Genomic DNA, 15,585 nt, shown 5'->3' with positions numbered 1-15,585 from the left:
TCCATGCCGCCTTGGGGAAGACCTGGACCGATCGTCAGCTATTCATGGGAATGGCGGGCGGACGGCGGGTCCGCGCCCCCGGCCGGGCGGGGGACGGCGTACGGCTCCAGGAGCAGGGCGAGGGCGAGCAGGGCGGCGGCCAGGAACCAGCCGGCGAGGACGTCGACGGGCCAGTGGACGCCCAGGTAGACACGGGTGAGGCCGACCCCGGCGGCCCAGACGGCGAGCACCGCGCACCAGGTGCCGGCGACCGCGGGGCGGGCGCGGCGCGCGATGCCCCAGGCCAGGATCCCGGCCGCCAGCACCGCGGTGGTCGCGTGGCCCGAGGGGAAGGCGTAACCGGAGGCGTACTGGGCCCAGTCGGTGACCGGTGGGCGGGGGCGGGTGAGCAGCCGCATCAGGCCGAAACGGACCGCCTGGCCGACGGCGAGGACGGCGACGGCGTACGCGACCGCGCGGATCCGGCCGCGCGTGCCCCGGCCGGCCAGCAGGCCCCCGAGCACGGCGGCCAGATACGGGAACAGGCCGGTCCCGGTGTCCGTCAGCACACGGGCCAGCGACAGCGCCGGCTCCCCGTGGTGCGCCACGGACCAGCGGACGGCGACGTGTTCGGGGGCGAAGGCGCCGTGGTGGACGGAGACGGTGACGGCCGCGGCGGCGAAGAGCACCGCGCAGACCGCGGCGACGGCGAGCAGCGGGCCGGTACGGGGCCACGGGCCCGGCACCGGACGCGCCTCCGGCTCCGCCCCCGGACTCCGTCCCGGCGCCGTCACCGCGGGGCCGCCTGGGGGTGCGGCCGAGTGGTGCGGACGGCGGTGCCGGCGGGCGGATTCGGGGCGCCGGACGCCGCGGGCGGCGCATCGGCGCCGAGACCGCCGGCGGACCGGGCGATGCCCGTGAGCCCGCCTCTCACCTGCGCGGATGTGGCGGCTGCGGCCATGTCGGTGGCCCCTCCCATAATGGGTTGCGGGCCTGTCGAGCGGCCGGCCCGACCGACTACAGCCCCGTAGACGGTCTACGGCACTGTAGGCGAACGAACCGGTGAAGGGCGTTCCATGTCGGAGAGATCACCCGCGCAGCGGCGCCCCTCGGGCGAGCTGGAGGCGAGCGTGCTCGCGGCGCTCTGGGCGGCCGAGGGGCCGCTGAGCCCCGCCGAGGTGCAGAGCGCACTGGGCGGCCGGCTGGCCCGCACGACCGTGACGACGATCCTGACCCGGCTGCACGACAAGGGCGCGGTGTCCCGCTCCCGGGCCGGCCGCGGGTTCGCGTACTCGCCCATACAGGACTCCGCGGGGCTGACCGCCCGGCGGATGCGCAGCGAGCTGGACAAGCAGGACGACCGCGGCACCGCGCTCGCCCGCTTCGTCTCCCAACTGACCGATGAGGACGAGCGGTTGCTGCGCTCCCTCCTGGAGGAGGCCAGGGACCCCGGCCGGACGGGAGCTGTCGGCGCCGGTCCACAGGAGCCGGGAGCCGGGCCCCGGCCGGGCCCCGGGGGCACCCCGTGATCGTCGCCGTGTGGATTCCGCTGCTGGTGCCGCTGGTCGCGGTGCCGGCCGCCCGACGGCTGGCCGAGTCGCTGCCGCCGCGCACCGCGGCCTGGCTGCTGGCCGGCTGCTCCCTCGCCCTGGCCGGCTGCACGCTCGTGGCACTGGGCCTGCTGCTGGCCGCCGGGGCGCTGCGGCTGCCCCCGGTCGCCGCCCTGGGCCATCTCTCCCTCCCGCTCCTCGGCGGCGATCCCGCCGTGTCGGTCCCCGCGGCCTGCCTCGCCGGCGGACTCCTGGCCCTCTGTGCGATCGCCGTCGCGGTCCGCGCCCGCCGGCATCGCGCCGAGCTGCGCACGGCCCGGCGGGCCATCGACGCCCACCCGGTCCGCGGCGATCTGTGCGTGCTCCCGGACGCCGCGCCCGATGCGTACGCGCTGCCGGGGCGGCCGGGCCGGGTGGTGGTCACCGACGGCATGCTGCGGGCGCTGGAACCCGCCGAGCGGGAGGCGCTGTTGGCCCATGAGCGCGCCCATCTCGCCGGGCGGCACCACCTCTTCCTGCTCACCGCCGCGCTCGCCGCCGCCTGCCACCCGCTGCTCCGCTCGCTGCGCGGGCCGCTCGGCTATGTGCTGGAGCGCTGGGCCGACGAGTCGGCGGCGGCCCAGGTGGGCGACCGCCGGGTCACCGCCCGCGCCATCGGCCGCGCCGCCCTCGCCGCCCGTCCGCACGCCCCGGCGCCGTACCGCCCCCGCACGTCCCTCGCCGCCACGGCCGGCCCGGTGCCGCGCCGGGTCGCCGCCCTGCTGGCCCCCGGGCGGCCGCCCGGCCACCCTCCGATACGGGCCGGTCTGCGCGGCCGCCGTCCGATCGCCGCGGCGCTGCTCCTCTGCGTAGCCCTCTCCGCGTCCGCCGCCCTGGACGCCGCCGCCGACCTGCACGAGACGGTGGAGGTGGCCCAGGCGCAGTCGGCACACGGGCAGCCGGCACACGGGCAGCCGGCGGCGCGCTGAGCGGCGACCGGGCCGCAAGTCAGCGCCCGGCCCCCTGCCGCCCGGTCACACCCGGCTGCTGCGCGGCGCCGTCAGCGGACCGGTCCAGGGGCGCGCGCCCGCGCCGACCCCCGTGCCCGCGCCCTTGCCTCTGCCCACGGTGAAGCCCAGGACGGCGCCGCCGCCCGGTCGGTGGGTGACGAAGGCATGGCCCCCGTGGGCGGTGGCGATCTCGTGGACGATGGCCAGGCCCAGGCCGGAGCCGGGCAGGCCGCGTGCGGCCGGGGCCCGGTAGAAGCGGTCGAAGACCCGGGTGAGGTCGGCCTCCGCGATGCCGGGGCCGCGGTCGAGGACCTCGATGCGGGCGCCGGTCACGACGACCTCGATCGGCTCGGTCCCGCCCGCGTCGAACTTCGCGGCGTTCTCCAGCAGATTGCTCAGCGCCCGGTTCAGCGCGGCGGACCGCCCCTCGACCACCGCCGGGCGCACGATCCGTACGGCGATCTCGCGGCCGGTGCGCCGACGGGCCGAGGCCGCCGCCTTCTGCGCGACCTCGGCCAGGCACACCTCGGACAGCGGATCGTCGGCGCGCTGTCCGGCCGCCAGGTCGACCAGCTCGTTGACCAGACCGCTCAGTTCCCGGGCCTCGCCCGCCAGGTCGGCGAGCAGCTCCTCGCGGGCGTCCGGCGGCAGCTCGTCGAAGCGCCTGAGCAGCGAGATGTTGGTGCACAGCGAGGTCAGCGGGGTGCGCAGCTCATGGCCGGCGTCCTGGACGAGCCGCTGCTGGTCCTGCACGGCGCCGGCCAGCCGCCCGAGCATGTCGTCGAAGGCCCGCCCCAGCCGTGCCACCTCGTCGCGCCCGGCCGCCGGCACCGGGACGTCCAGCCGCCCGTGCTCCGCCACGCTCTCGGCGACCGAGGTCAACCGCACCAGCCGGCCGGTGATCCGGCGCGCCAGCCACCAGCCGGCCGCCCCGGACAGCGCGGTGACCGCGGCCGCCAGGAGGGCGGTGCGATGCTGGAGCGCGGCGAGCAGCTCCTCGGTCCCACTGGACCGCCGGGCCACCTGGACCGCCCCGCGGCCGCCGCCGAGCGCGACGGTCGCCACGTGGTACTCCCCGTCGCCGAGTTCCGCCTCGCCCCCGGTGTGCACGCCGGCCCGCTCGTCCATGGCGATCCGGCGCTCCGCTGCGCCGACCGGCAGGACCGGGCTCCCCGGCTCCACGATCCGGCCGCCGGCGCCCAGGATCTGCACCTCCGTACGACTGGGCCGGATCAGGTCGTCGCGCGGTCCGCCGCGGTCGGGGTGGGAGCTGGCGTAGTCGCCGGGCCCGTACGGCTTCTCCCGGACCTGGGTGCGCAGATCCCGTACGACCTCGGAGAACACCGACTTCTCGTCCACCCGCACCAGCCGGGCCGCCGCGTCGTAGCCCAGGCATCCGACGAGCACGCTGACCGCCGCGGCCCCGGTGGCGAACGACACCGCGAAGGCGGTGCGCAGACTGGCGGGCTCGCGGGTGCGCAGCCAGCGGGCCGGGCGGCCGCGCCGCCATGATCCGGGCACCTCAGTCCGCCCGCAGGACGTAGCCGACACCGCGCACCGTGTGGATCAGCGGCCGGCTGCCCGGGACGTCGACCTTGCGCCGCAGATAGCCCACGTACACCGCGAGGTTCTTGGAGCCCGGCCCGAAGTCGTAGCCCCAGATCCGGTCGTAGATCGTCGAGTGTTCCAGTACGGTCCCGGCGTTGCGGGCGAGCAGTTCCAGCAGGGCGAACTCGGTCCGGGTCAGCTCCAGCTCCCGTCCGTCGCGCCAGGCGCGGCGCGAGGGTCCATCGATCCGCAGATCGGCCGCCTCGACGGCCCCGCCGCCGGCCGCCCGGGCGTCCTCCGCCCCGCCGGCCGCCGCCTCGGCAGCGCCGGCGGCCTCGGTGTCTTCGGGGGCGTCGGCGGCGTCCTCCTCGCGCTCCGCGGTCCGCCGCAGCAGCGCCCGCAGCCGGGCGAAGACCTCCTCGACCTCGAACGGCTTGACCACGTAGTCGTCGGCCCCGGCGTCCAGACCGGCGATCCGGTCCGCCGTCCCGGCCCGGGCGGTGAGCATCAGGATCGGGGTGCGGTCCCGCTCGGCCCGCAGCGCCTGGCACACCTGGAGCCCGTCGATGCCCGGCATCATCACGTCCAGCAGGATCACGTCCGGCCGTTCGCGGTGCGCGGCGGCGAGCGCCTGGACGCCGTCGGCGACGGCGGTGACCTGATACCCCTCCAGGGTCAGGGCGCGCGCCAGTGCGGTGCGGATGGGCCGGTGGTCCTCGGCGAGCAGTACGGAACGGGTCACCCGGCAAGTCTGCCAAGGGCCCGGCGGCGCGGGCCCGGCCGGTCGTCGCGCCACCGCCGGAACTCGGCCGCCGAGGCCGCCGCCGGATTTCCTCCGCGCCCTCAATATGCCTGTGCGGTAAGGAACTTCTCGTCCACGATCTGGCGTCCTGACTGGCGAGCATGTTGAACTGCTGGCACGAACTGGACGGCACGAACGGGTACAAAACCGCATCGCAGGGGCACACAGAACGTAACGCAGAGACCAGTTCGACCAGTTGGCGTTTCGAATCCGCAGGTCCGACGGCAGGAGGCCGTTCATGCTGCACGGTGTCGATGTCAGCTCCTACAACACCTCGTATTCCACCGAGGGACTGGACTTCGTTTTCGTCAAGGCCACCGAAGGCCGGTCCTACATCAATCCGCACCAGAACACCCAGGCCGCAAAGGCCCGTAAAGCAGGCTGCGTGGTCGGTTTCTACCACTTTCTGTGGCCGGGGAATATCGCCGCCCAGGCCCGGTATTTCGTCGAGAAGTGCGCGTCGGTCCAGGGCGACATCCTGGCCTGCGACTGGGAGCGCACCGGCGAGGGCACCCATGCGAGCAACGCACAGAAGGACCAGTTCCTCGTCGAGGTGAAGAAGCTCCGCCCCACGCACCGCGTGATGCTCTACTGCAACCGCGATTTCTGGCTGAATCACGACACCACGTCCTATGCGGCCGACGGCCTGTGGATCGCCGACTACGTCTCCGCCGGGCACCCCCGGATCAAGGCGAAGTGGCGTATCCACCAGTACACCGACCGGCCGCTGGACAAGGACGTCGCGGACTTCTCCAGCAAGGCCGCGATGAAGAAGTGGGCGCACCCGGCATAAGGTTTCCTCTCGGCACGCGGATTCACGTATCCAGGAACCGCGCGTACGCACCAGGCGAACACCGAGTCACCAGGCGCGGTATCCGGCGCACACCGGGTAATGCCGCGTCACGCCCGGTAACTCCCCTGGCGCCGAACGGCACCGCGTACGCGCCCGGGAACAGCGCGTGACACCGACCGCCACACCCGCCGTGACACAGGCCGTGCCGCACACCGCGCGGCGCAGCGAGAGAACCATTGAGGAGCAGTCGTGACCGACCCGGCGTCCAAGGCCCTGCAGCAGGAGATCGCCCGGGATCTCCAGGTGACCGCGTCCTTCGACGCCGAGCGGGAGATCGAGCGCCGGGTGGCCTTCCTCACGGAGCGGCTGACCTCCACGGGCCTGCGGTCGCTGGTCCTGGGGATCAGCGGCGGCGTGGACTCCACGACCACCGGCCGGCTCTGCCAGCTGGCCGTGGAGCGGGCCCGCGCCGCCGGGCACGAGGCGACGTTCTACGCGATGCGGCTGCCGTACGGCGTCCAGGCGGACGAGAAGGACGCCCAGCGGGCGCTGGAGTTCATCCGCGCCGACCGGGAGCTGACCGTCGACATCCGCCCGGCGAGCGACGCCGCGCTGCAGGCCGCGCTGGACGGCGGGCTGACCTTCCGCGACGCCCACCACCAGGACTTCGTCCAGGGCAACATCAAGGCCCGCCAGCGCATGATCGCGCAGTACGCGGTCGCGGGGGCCCACGACGGCCTGGTCGTGGGCACCGACCACGCGGCCGAGGCGGTGTCCGGGTTCTTCACCAAGTTCGGCGACGGCGCGGCCGACGTCGTACCGCTGACGGGGCTCACCAAGCGCCGGGTGCGCGCGGTGGCGGCCGTGCTGGGCGCCCCCCGGGAGCTGGTGACGAAGGTGCCGACCGCCGATCTGGAGACGCTCGACCCGGGCAAGCCCGACGAGGACGCGCTCGGCGTGAGCTACGACCAGATCGACGACTTCCTGGAGGGCGAGCCGGTCGAGGCCGCCGCCTTCGAGGCCATCGTCCGCCGCTACCGCCTCACGGACCACAAGCGGGCCCTGCCGATCGCCCCCTGAGGCGCGGGGCGGGCGCCTGGTGGCCCATCGGCGGCGAGGCGCCCCACCCGACATGTCATGAGCCGGCAAGGGGACGGTCACCGTCCCGGTGCTAAATCATGGGCCGGGGCGGGCATGCATGCGGCCATGGGAAGCCGCGAAGTGAGATCGAAAGATCAACTGTCAGTGGGGCCGCCTACGCTCCAGGACATGGGTTACGCAAACCTGCGCGAACTCCAGACCGCGCTGACCACCGCCTCCGGCCTTGCCTCCGCTCTGCAGTCCGCGCCGACCCGGCAGGGCGCGGACCAACTCGTCGACGTCCTCCGGCAAGCGCTGACCGCCGCCAGCTCGCTGGGCGCCGAGACCGGCCCGACCGGCTGCGCCCTCCATCCGGGCGGCCCGGTCGACCCGCTGTACGGCGACCCGGAGGACCCCCTCCCGCCGGGGTACGGCAAGTGCCTGCTGTGCAACGACCGCCGGCGCCGGGCCGACGCCCACCACCCGCACATCCGGCCGCACACCCGCACCCACCCGCGCTGGCGGCGACGGCTCAGCGCCTAGGGTCTGCCCGATGGGTCATGGTCGGGAAGGGCCCGGCCAGGACTGATCGGACAGGCCCTGGCCGGGCCGGATCTCCCCGGCCGCCGGCGCGGCTGCCCGGCGGCGGGACGGCCGGCCCGCGGCCGGCGGGGCTACGATCCGCGCATGCGACCTGCCACATACAGCGATGAGGACCTTGAGCAGCACTCCCTGCGCCGACGGGTGCCCGACGACGGGCAGCGGTCCGGGTTCGAGCACGACGTGGACCGGATCCTGTACTCCACGCAGTGGCGGGCGCTGGCCGGCAAGAGCCAGGTCGTGGCGAGCGCCGAGCTGGGCGCTTACCACACCCGGCTGACGCATTCGATGAAGGTCGCCCAGCTCGGCCGCCGGATGGCGGAGCGGCTGGAGCGCCGGTACGGCGGTCCCAACCCGGCGCTCGTCGAGGCGGCCTGCATGGCCCATGACATCGGCCATCCGCCCTTCGGGCACGCCGGTGAGATGGCGCTGCGCACCACGATGGACGAACTGCACTTCGCCGACGGCGTGCTGGACAGCTTCGAGGGCAATGCCCAGACCCTGCGGGTGCTGACCTTCCTCGCCGCCCACAAGTACCCGGGCCATCGCGGACTGCATCTGACCCGCGCCTGCCTGGACGCCGCCACGAAGTACCCCTGGGAGCGGGCGCCGGTCGACCAGGATCCGGCGCGGCATGTGAAGTGGGGCGTGTACGTCGCCGACCGGGAGGCGTTCTCCTGGGTGCGGGCCGGCCGCGCGGACTTCGCCGTACCGGTCGAGGAGCAGGTCATGGACTGGGCGGACGATGTCACCTACGCCTGCCATGACGTCGAGGACTTCTACCGCACGGGGCTGATCCCGCTGGCCGCGCTCTTCCCGCCGGACGGCGGTGCGGGCGGCGAGACCGAGCGGGAGACCCGCCGCTTCCTGGACTATGTGCAGGCCAAGCGGGCGCGGTCGGGTGAGTCCTTCGACCGCGAGGCGGCGCTGGTGCTGATGGCGGACATCGGCAAGCGGCTGGCGGTACCCGCCCCGTACAGCGGCGGCCAGGAGGACGCGGTCGCGGTCAACCGCCGCACCGCCGATCTGATCGCGTACTTCACCCGGGGCATCGAGCTGGAGGTGGGCGGCGCGGCGGCGATCCGCTACGGGGCGCGGCTGGTGATCCCGCCGGAGCGGCGGGCCGCCTGCGATCTGCTCAAGGAACTGGTCTGGTGCTATGTCATCGACCGGCCCGCGCTGGCCACCCAGCAGCACGGCAAACGACGGATCGTCGGCGAGCTGCTGCGCTGGACCCATGACGCCCCCGAACTGCTGCCGCCGGACCGGGCCGAGGAGCTGGCGCTGCACGGCGACCGGCTGCGCGCCGCGGCCGACCATGTCGCCTCGCTCACCGAGGACCAGGCGCTGGCTCTGCACCGTCGGCTGTCCGGTACGGGCCTGGGCTCGGTGAGCGACAACGTGTGGCGGTGAGACGGGCGGGACCGGGGGCGCGGACGGACACCCTCCGCCCGCGACCCCGCCCCGCGGCTACTCGGCCCCGTCCCGCGGCCGGCGCTCCTGCCGCAGCGCGATCCGTCCCAGCACCCCGGCGACGAGCAGCGCCCCCACCGCGATCAGCACATAGTCCGGTACGCCGTTGCCGATCCTCCTCGCCCACTCCTCGACCTGGAACTCGGTGTCCGCGTCGAGGATCCCGGGCAGCGCGCTGGTCCCGTTGAAGCGCAGGAACAGCACGCCGATGCCGATGAAGAAGACCCCGGACAGCAGCGAGGTGGTGTGCAGCCGCAGCCTGCCGAGGCTGAGTTCCCGGCCGCGCAGCCAGCCCCGGGTGCCGAGCTGGAAGCGGTCCCACAGCAGTGCCAGGACGAACAGCGGCAGGGCCATGCCCAGTGCGTACACGGCGAGCATCGAGGCCCCGTACACGGCGTTGCCGCTGACCGCGGTCACCGTCAGCACCGCGCCCAGGATCGGTCCGGCGCAAAAGCCGGCCAGGCCGTAGACGCAGCCGAGGAGGAAGGTGGAGACGGCGGAGCGGGGGGTGATCCTGGCCGCCGCCGCCTGGGCGCGCCGGGAGGCGAAGCCCAGGCCCAGGATCTGGGCGAGGCCCATCGCGATGACGACCCAGCCGCCGACGGCGATCAGCAGCTCGCGGTGGCCGTTGAACAGCCGGCTGGCCGCCGTACTGGCCGCGCCGAGCGGCACGAGCGTGGTGGCCAGCCCCAGATAGAACACCCCGGTGCGGGCCAGCAGCCGGCCCGGCGTGGCGAGCGAGTACGCGAAGAACGCCGGCAGCAGCAGTGCGCTGCACGGGCTGAGCAGGGCGAGCGCCCCGCCCAGGAACGCCGCGAGGTAGCCGATGTCGCCGGTCACTCGCCGGCCCCCGAGCCCTTCGCACCCGCCTTCGCCGCGGCGTCCTCGACGGCCTGCGCGAAGACCGCGGTGGGCTGGGCCCCGCTGATCGGCCGCCCGTTGACCAGGAAGGACGGCGTGGACTGCACACCGAGCTGGTAGCCCTCGTCCTGGTCCTTCTTCAGCGCGCGCTCGGCATCCGCGCCGCCCAGGTCCGTACGGAACTTGTCGATGTCCGGCACACCGCTCTCACGGGCCAGCTCGACGAGCTTGTCCTCGGCCAGGTCGCCGCCCTTGCGGGTCTTGGCGTACAGCGTGTCGTGCAGCTGCCAGAACTTGCCCTGCTGACCGGCGGCCCAGGACGCGCGGGCGGCCCGCTCGGAGTCGGCTCCGAAGACGGGGAAGTTGCGGAACTCGATCCGCAGGGTGCCCGCGTCGACGTACTTCTTGACCAGCTCCGGCTGGGTCTCGCGGGTGAAGCGGCCGCAGAACGAGCACGCGTAGTCGGCGTACTCGACCAGGACCACCGGGGCGTCCTTCCGGCCGACGGCCAGCGGATCGCCGGCCGTCCGCCGGCTGGTCTTCTCGGCGAGGCCGTCGAACATCTTCTGCTGTGCGGCGTCCTCCTGGGAGCCGCTGGAGGCGGCGGCCTCCGATTCGCCGGTGCGGCCGGTGTCGCGGTCGCCCTCGACGGCCTTGCCTACGGCGATGCCGATGGCGATCACGGCCACGACGAGGGCGATGACCGCGCCTACGGCGGCGAGTTTGCGGGTGGGTGAGGCGGAAGCGGGCATGCGGAAGCTCCATACGTACGAAGAGGGATTGCGGCGGCCTTTGCGGGGGCGGCCTAGATCCTCAGTACGGGCAGGAGCGCGGTGTGGTCGACGGCGGAGGTGCCGTCGGTCGGCGGGCGGGCGAGCGCGAACTGCGCGGGCAGGTCGACGGCGAGCGGCCCCGGGCCGGCGGTCGCGGGTGCCAGTGGCTCACCGCGGTGCGGCGCGGACGGCGGGACGGACTCCTCGGGGCCGGGCGCGTGCCGGTCCGAACACCTCTTGGGCGCGTCGGCCACCGGGGCATCGGCCGGGCCGTCGGCGGCCCGGCTCTCCTGCGCGGCGGCGTGCCACACCCGCTCGGCGCCGGCGGTCCGGACGCCCGCCCAGGTCTGGTCGCCGCCGGCCCGGCACAGCAGAGGCCCGAAGGCCACCGCGAGGAGGAGCAGCAACGTCATCGCAGCCGACCGGCGCATGGCGTTCATGTCCCTCCCTCCGTACCGTCCGCGCGCATGGAACACCCATCCTACGGACCGCTGTCGGATGACCGGAGCCACGACCGGCGTGCGGCAGCAGGCGCGCGAGGGCCGCTGCTCAGCGGTCGGTGACCCGCATCTCGAACCAGGTGGTCTTGCCTCGGGGCAGCAGGTCCACGCCCCAGCGGTCGGAGAGCGTGTCGACGAGGAAGAGGCCCCGGCCGCTGATGTCCATTTCCTGGACGGGCATGAGACAGGGCAGTCCGCGGGACGGGTCGCGCACCTCGATGCGGATCCAGCCGCGGCGGCGCAGCATCCGCAGCCCGAAGGTGCGGGCGCCGGTGTGGCGTACGGCGTTGCCGACGAGCTCGGAGACGAGCAGGACGGCGTGCTCGGCGAGCTGGGGCGTCAGGGACCACTGCCGCAGGAGTACGCAGGCGGTCAGCCGCCGGGCGGTGCCGGCGGACTGCGGACGGGAGGGCAGCCGGACCTCGCCGATGTTCGGGTCGCCGACGAGGTCGAGCGCCGCGGGCGCCGGCCCGCAGGGGGCCGGAGCCCGATTCCGGTCCGCACCGGGGATGTCCCACCGTGCGGCGGCCGGATCGCTCCGCGGCCGCGGCTGCTCCATACCTTCGAGGCCCGCCATGCCCCCCATCATGGCTGCTACTTGGCGGTCACGGGGGTGGAACCGGCGGAATCCCTTGCCCGGAATCTCCGGTTCCAGACCCCCTGTGGGACATATGCCAACGACATTTAAGGTTCCGGGACTTACACCCTGACCTGCGACGACACCCGGCCTGCGCAGGCTTGGCAAGACCTGTCAACAAGGCTGCCTTAAGGCGCAATTAAGTTTTCCGCAATTCGCCCACACGAGGCATCTGGTCCCGGCCAAACCTCAATCGTCCCGCCAACACCACCGGTTTCAGAGGAACTTGGCCTTGCCGGGTCCCTCCTCGACGAAGCTGCGCATTCCGATCTCCCGGTCCGCGGTCGCGAACAGCCCCGCGAACCAGTTGCGTTCCACCGTCAGCCCGGTGTCGATGTCCGTCTCCAGGCCCGCGTCGACGGACTCCTTCGCGGCGCGCAGCGCCAGTGCGGGACCGGCCGCCAGCCGCGCGGCCCAGGCGTGCGCCTGCGCAGGGACCTCGGCGGCCGGCACCACCCGGTCGACCAGGCCGATGGCCAGCGCCTCCTCGGCCTTCACATGGCGGCCGGTGAAGATGAGGTCCTTGGCCTTGGAGGGGCCCACGAGGCGGGCCAGCCGCTGGGTGCCGCCGGCGCCCGGGATGAGGCCGAGCAGGATCTCGGGCTGGCCGAGCTTGGCGTTGTCGGCGGCGATCCGGAAGTCGGCGCAGAGCGCCAACTCGCAGCCGCCGCCGAGCGCGTAGCCGGTGACCGCGGCGACCACCGGCTTGGGGATCCGGGCCACGGCGGTGAACGAGTCCTGCAGGGCCTTGGAGCGCAGGACCATGGCCGTGTGGTCCATGGCCTGCATCTCCTTGATGTCCGCACCGGCCGCGAACACCTTCTCGCCGCCCCAGATGACGACGGCACGCACATCGTCGCGGCGGGTGACCTCTTCGGCCAGCTCGCGCAGCCGGTCCTGGGTGGCGATGTCCAGCGCGTTCATCGGCGGGCGGTCCAGGCGGATGGTGCCGACGCCGTCGGCGACCTCAAGATGCACAGTCATGGGGGAAGGTTAGTCCCCGTTAACGACGTGGGACCCGGTGCACTTGGTCACAGTGCGGGACCGGGCCCCAACGGGTGATGCGGCACGCCCGCCCCTACGAGCCGGCCTTCCACCGCTCCCAGGACATGTTCCAGTCGCTGAAGCCGTTGTCGGGCTGGATCGTTTCATCGTGCGAGTTCTCGACCACGACGACATCGCCGACGAGGGAGTTGCGGAAGAACCAGGCCGCCGGGGTGGACCCGTCGCCACCGCCGCGCTGGTCGAACAGGCCCACACAGCCGTGGCTGGCGTTGCGCGTGCCGAACGTCGGCCGGCCCGACCAGTAGTTGCCGTGGATGAAGGTGCCGGACGTGCTCAGCCGCATGGCGTGCGGTACGTCCTTGATGTCGTACTCGCCGCCGAAGCCGACGGTGTCGCCGTTCATCCGCGTCACCTCGTGCTTCTCGCTGATCACCATCTTGCCGTTGTACGTCTCGGTGCCCGGCGCGCCCGACGTGATCGGGATGGTCTTGATCCTCTTGCCGTCGCGGACCACGGTCATCTGCTTCGACTTGGCGTCGACGGTGCTCACCTGGCTGCGGCCGATGGTGAAGGAGACCTCCTTGGCCTGGGTGCCGTAGACGCCCGGCCGGCCCTCGACGCCGTCGAGGTCGAGCTTGAGGGTGACCTTGGTGCCCGGTGCCCAGTACTTCTCGGGGCGGAAGTCGAGCCGGTCGTTGCCGAACCAGTGGCCCTCGATCGGGACCGACGGCTCGGCGGTGACCTTGACGGCGTCCTCGACGGCCTTGGGGGAGGTGATGCCGCGGGTGAAGTGGATCGAGACCGGCATCCCGACGCCGACCCGCTGGCCGTTCTCGGGGCTGTACCGGCCGATGAAGGTGTTCTTGGGGACGAGGGTGGTGAACGTGGCGTGCTCGGCGGCCTCCCGGCCCCGGCGGTCCACCGCGACCGCGTCGACGGTGTACTCCGTCGAGGCGCCGAGATGGCCGCTCGGCCGCCACTGGGCGCCGTCGCCGGATATCTTCCCGTCGACCTCGTTGCCCTTGCCGTCCTTGACCCGGACGGAGGTGAGCCGGCCGTTCTTGGCGGTCACCTTCAGCGCGCCGCTGGTGGCGACGTCGTCCGCGCCGTCCTTGGGCGCGATCGTCACCGCGGCCCGGGAGGCGGCCTTGTCCCCGCCGGCCTTGCCGGCCGGTCCGCGGTCGTCGGTGTCGTCCCCGCCGCACGCGCTCACCAGCAGCAGCGTCGCGCCGAGCAGAAGTGTGAGCGGGCCCCGGCCCCCGCCTGGCCACCGGCGCCGGCGAGCCGGCACCCCCGGATTCGGCTGGACGTTCACGATCGGCCCCTTTCCCCCTCGCACGGCCCGCGGTCGCCCGCACGCGTCTGAGCACAGCCGCGCGCTTGCCGTTAGGTAACCACACCGCTGTGACAGTGAACTCCCCGCGGATGTCACCGTTCAGTCCCAAGTGCGAGGGTGGCTCGGGGGTACGCGCGGACGCGTGCGCGCGCCCGGCGACCGCTCCCCGGTCAGCCCAGTGCCGAACCGGCCCGCCACTGGTCCCACGGCATGTTCCAGCCACCGAGGCCGTTGTCCGGTGCGACCGTGCGCTCCGGGGAGTTGTGGACCACCACCACGTCGCCGACGATCGACTGGCCGAAGAACCAGCCGGCCGGGGTGCCGCGGCCACCGCCCTTGATGTCCCTGAGGCCCACGCAGCCATGGCTGGTGTTCCGGCCGCCGAAGACCTCCGGACGCGCCCAGTAGTTGCCGTGCAGGAAAGTGCCGGACCTGGTGAGGCGCAAGGCGTGCGGTACGTCCGCGATGTCGTACTCGCTGCCGAAGCCGACGGTGTCGCCGTCCATCCGGGTCACCGAATGGCGCTCCAGAATCACCATCCGCCCGTTGTACGTGGGGTTCTCGGCGTTGCCCGCGGTGACCGGCAGCACCGCCACCACCCGGCCGTCGCGCCGCACCGTCATGGTGTGCCGCGCGGCGTCGATGCTGCTGACCTGGTCCCGGCCCACCCGGTAGTGGACGGTCCGGTGCTGCATGCCGTAGGTGTCCGGTCCGGCCTTCACCCCGCGCAGCCGCAGCTGCACGGTGACCTCGGTGCCCGGCCGCCAGCGCTCGCGGGGCCGGAAGTCCAGCCGCCGGTGCCCGAACCAGTGGCCGGCGATCTGGACGGCGGGGCGGGCGCTGACCTGGACGGCCCGCTCGACGGCGGCCCGGTCGGCGACCGGCCGGTTGAAGGTCATCGAGAAGATCAGGCCGGTGCCGACCGTGGTGTCGCCCGGCGGCGAGAAGCGGCCGATGACGCGCCGGGCGGGCACGGCCGTGGTGAAGGTGGTGTGGCGGGCCGCGCGGTACCCCGCGCCGTCCAGCGCCACCGCGTCGACGGTGTACTGCGCACCGGGCTGGAGCGGGCCGGTGGCCGGCCGCCAGACCGTGCCGTCCGAGGAGATCCGGCCGGCGACGGCCTGCCGGCCGGCGTCCCCGTTGCGGCTGACCGCCACCCGCTCCAGCCGGCCCTGCGGCACCCGGATCTCGAACCGCCCGTCGGCCCGGACGTCGTGGGCGCCGTCGTGCGGGACGATGCGGATCAGCTCCTCCGCGGTGCGCGGGGTGCCGCCGTCGAACAGCACCGAGTCCGCGCAGCCCGCCAGCGCCACCGCTCCGGCGAGCCCGGCCACGGCGGCGAGCACGGCGCGGAGCCGGCGCGTGGCCCGGGTCCCGCCCCGGCGGCCCGACCCGCCCCGCACCCGGACCGGCGTCCCCGCCCGCACACGGACACCGCCGCGGCTCGTCGCTCGGTCTCCTGCTCGGCCCTGGTGATGGACGGTCATATACCGGATTGTGACGGATGATCCCCGGGTCGGGAGGTATGCCGCGTAAGGGAATGTCACGGACATCTCTCGGCGGGGCATGGACAGAACAATGAGCCGCCGCGGCGGGAAACGTGAGGCAACGCCCGGTTGCGGGAAGAACAACGGGGAGGGCGGAGACGCACGCACGACC

16 protein-coding genes are annotated in these 15,585 nt (G+C 73.7%); 6 read left to right on the top strand and 10 right to left on the bottom strand.

Annotated elements, in window-relative coordinates; translation table 11 throughout:
• Positions 1 to 38: 38 nt before the first annotated feature.
• On the bottom strand, positions 39 to 725 hold the full coding sequence (locus ACZ4NB_RS18810; RefSeq protein ID WP_467662831.1) for a phosphatase PAP2 family protein: 687 nt from the start codon (positions 723 to 725) through the stop codon (positions 39 to 41).
• A 330-nt stretch (positions 726 to 1,055) separates the two neighbouring features.
• Here ACZ4NB_RS18810 and ACZ4NB_RS18805 point away from each other — a divergent pair, with 330 nt between their 5' ends.
• Positions 1,056 to 1,508 carry a BlaI/MecI/CopY family transcriptional regulator gene (locus ACZ4NB_RS18805; RefSeq protein ID WP_467662829.1) on the top strand — a complete coding sequence of 151 codons (453 nt, stop codon included), beginning with the start codon at positions 1,056 to 1,058 and terminating at the stop codon, positions 1,506 to 1,508.
• Positions 1,505 to 2,497, top strand: a complete 993-nt coding sequence (locus ACZ4NB_RS18800; protein WP_467662827.1) for a M56 family metallopeptidase — start codon at positions 1,505 to 1,507, stop codon at positions 2,495 to 2,497. Before ACZ4NB_RS18805 ends, ACZ4NB_RS18800 begins: the two co-directional genes overlap by 4 nt.
• Before the next feature lie 45 nt (positions 2,498 to 2,542).
• Here ACZ4NB_RS18800 and ACZ4NB_RS18795 read toward each other — a convergent pair whose 3' ends face one another.
• On the bottom strand, positions 2,543 to 4,039 hold the full coding sequence (locus tag ACZ4NB_RS18795; RefSeq protein ID WP_467662825.1) for a sensor histidine kinase: 1,497 nt from the start codon (positions 4,037 to 4,039) through the stop codon (positions 2,543 to 2,545).
• Position 4,040: 1 nt separating this feature from the next.
• On the bottom strand, positions 4,041 to 4,808 hold the full coding sequence (locus tag ACZ4NB_RS18790; protein WP_467662823.1) for a response regulator transcription factor: 768 nt from the start codon (positions 4,806 to 4,808) through the stop codon (positions 4,041 to 4,043).
• A gap of 298 nt (positions 4,809 to 5,106) precedes the next feature.
• Here ACZ4NB_RS18790 and ACZ4NB_RS18785 point away from each other — a divergent pair, with 298 nt between their 5' ends.
• The 4 genes from ACZ4NB_RS18785 to ACZ4NB_RS18770 all read left to right on the top strand — a co-directional run bounded on the left by ACZ4NB_RS18785 (position 5,107) and on the right by ACZ4NB_RS18770 (position 8,754).
• Positions 5,107 to 5,661, top strand: coding sequence for a GH25 family lysozyme (locus ACZ4NB_RS18785; protein ID WP_467662821.1), 555 nt, complete (start codon positions 5,107 to 5,109; stop codon positions 5,659 to 5,661).
• 249 nt (positions 5,662 to 5,910) lie between these two features.
• A complete protein-coding gene (nadE, locus tag ACZ4NB_RS18780; protein WP_467662819.1) occupies positions 5,911 to 6,741 on the top strand; it encodes an ammonia-dependent NAD(+) synthetase in 831 nt (276 codons plus the stop codon).
• A gap of 189 nt (positions 6,742 to 6,930) precedes the next feature.
• The gene (locus ACZ4NB_RS18775; protein WP_467662817.1) at positions 6,931 to 7,284 is read left to right on the top strand and encodes a hypothetical protein; all 354 of its coding nucleotides are present in this window, start codon (positions 6,931 to 6,933) and stop codon (positions 7,282 to 7,284) included.
• 144 nt (positions 7,285 to 7,428) lie between these two features.
• Positions 7,429 to 8,754, top strand: coding sequence for a deoxyguanosinetriphosphate triphosphohydrolase family protein (locus tag ACZ4NB_RS18770; protein WP_467662815.1), 1,326 nt, complete (start codon positions 7,429 to 7,431; stop codon positions 8,752 to 8,754).
• 57 nt (positions 8,755 to 8,811) lie between these two features.
• On the opposite strand, the gene ACZ4NB_RS18765 is transcribed toward ACZ4NB_RS18770, so the two are convergent.
• The 7 genes from ACZ4NB_RS18765 to ACZ4NB_RS18735 all read right to left on the bottom strand — a co-directional run bounded on the left by ACZ4NB_RS18765 (position 8,812) and on the right by ACZ4NB_RS18735 (position 15,413).
• Positions 8,812 to 9,654, bottom strand: coding sequence for a cytochrome c biogenesis CcdA family protein (locus tag ACZ4NB_RS18765; protein ID WP_467662813.1), 843 nt, complete (start codon positions 9,652 to 9,654; stop codon positions 8,812 to 8,814).
• Entirely contained in the window at positions 9,651 to 10,427 is a 777-nt protein-coding gene (locus tag ACZ4NB_RS18760) for a DsbA family protein (RefSeq protein WP_467662811.1), read from the bottom strand. Before ACZ4NB_RS18760 ends, ACZ4NB_RS18765 begins: the two co-directional genes overlap by 4 nt.
• Positions 10,428 to 10,480: 53 nt before the next feature.
• Positions 10,481 to 10,888 carry a hypothetical protein gene (locus ACZ4NB_RS18755; protein WP_467662809.1) on the bottom strand — a complete coding sequence of 136 codons (408 nt, stop codon included), beginning with the start codon at positions 10,886 to 10,888 and terminating at the stop codon, positions 10,481 to 10,483.
• Positions 10,889 to 10,997: 109 nt separating this feature from the next.
• The gene (locus ACZ4NB_RS18750; protein WP_467662807.1) at positions 10,998 to 11,537 is read right to left on the bottom strand and encodes an ATP-binding protein; all 540 of its coding nucleotides are present in this window, start codon (positions 11,535 to 11,537) and stop codon (positions 10,998 to 11,000) included.
• 264 nt (positions 11,538 to 11,801) lie between these two features.
• Positions 11,802 to 12,569 (bottom strand): enoyl-CoA hydratase/isomerase family protein, encoded by a 768-nt coding sequence (locus tag ACZ4NB_RS18745; protein ID WP_467662805.1) that lies wholly within the window; start codon positions 12,567 to 12,569, stop codon positions 11,802 to 11,804.
• Between the two features lie 94 nt (positions 12,570 to 12,663).
• Positions 12,664 to 13,905, bottom strand: a complete 1,242-nt coding sequence (locus ACZ4NB_RS18740) for a L,D-transpeptidase (protein WP_467662803.1) — start codon at positions 13,903 to 13,905, stop codon at positions 12,664 to 12,666.
• Between the two features lie 191 nt (positions 13,906 to 14,096).
• Positions 14,097 to 15,413 (bottom strand): L,D-transpeptidase, encoded by a 1,317-nt coding sequence (locus ACZ4NB_RS18735; protein WP_467662802.1) that lies wholly within the window; start codon positions 15,411 to 15,413, stop codon positions 14,097 to 14,099.
• Positions 15,414 to 15,585: the final 172 nt, after the last annotated feature.

This window comes from Streptomyces sp. NPDC026575, from assembly GCF_055567415.1.
This window is presented reverse-complemented; position numbering and strand designations above follow the sequence as displayed.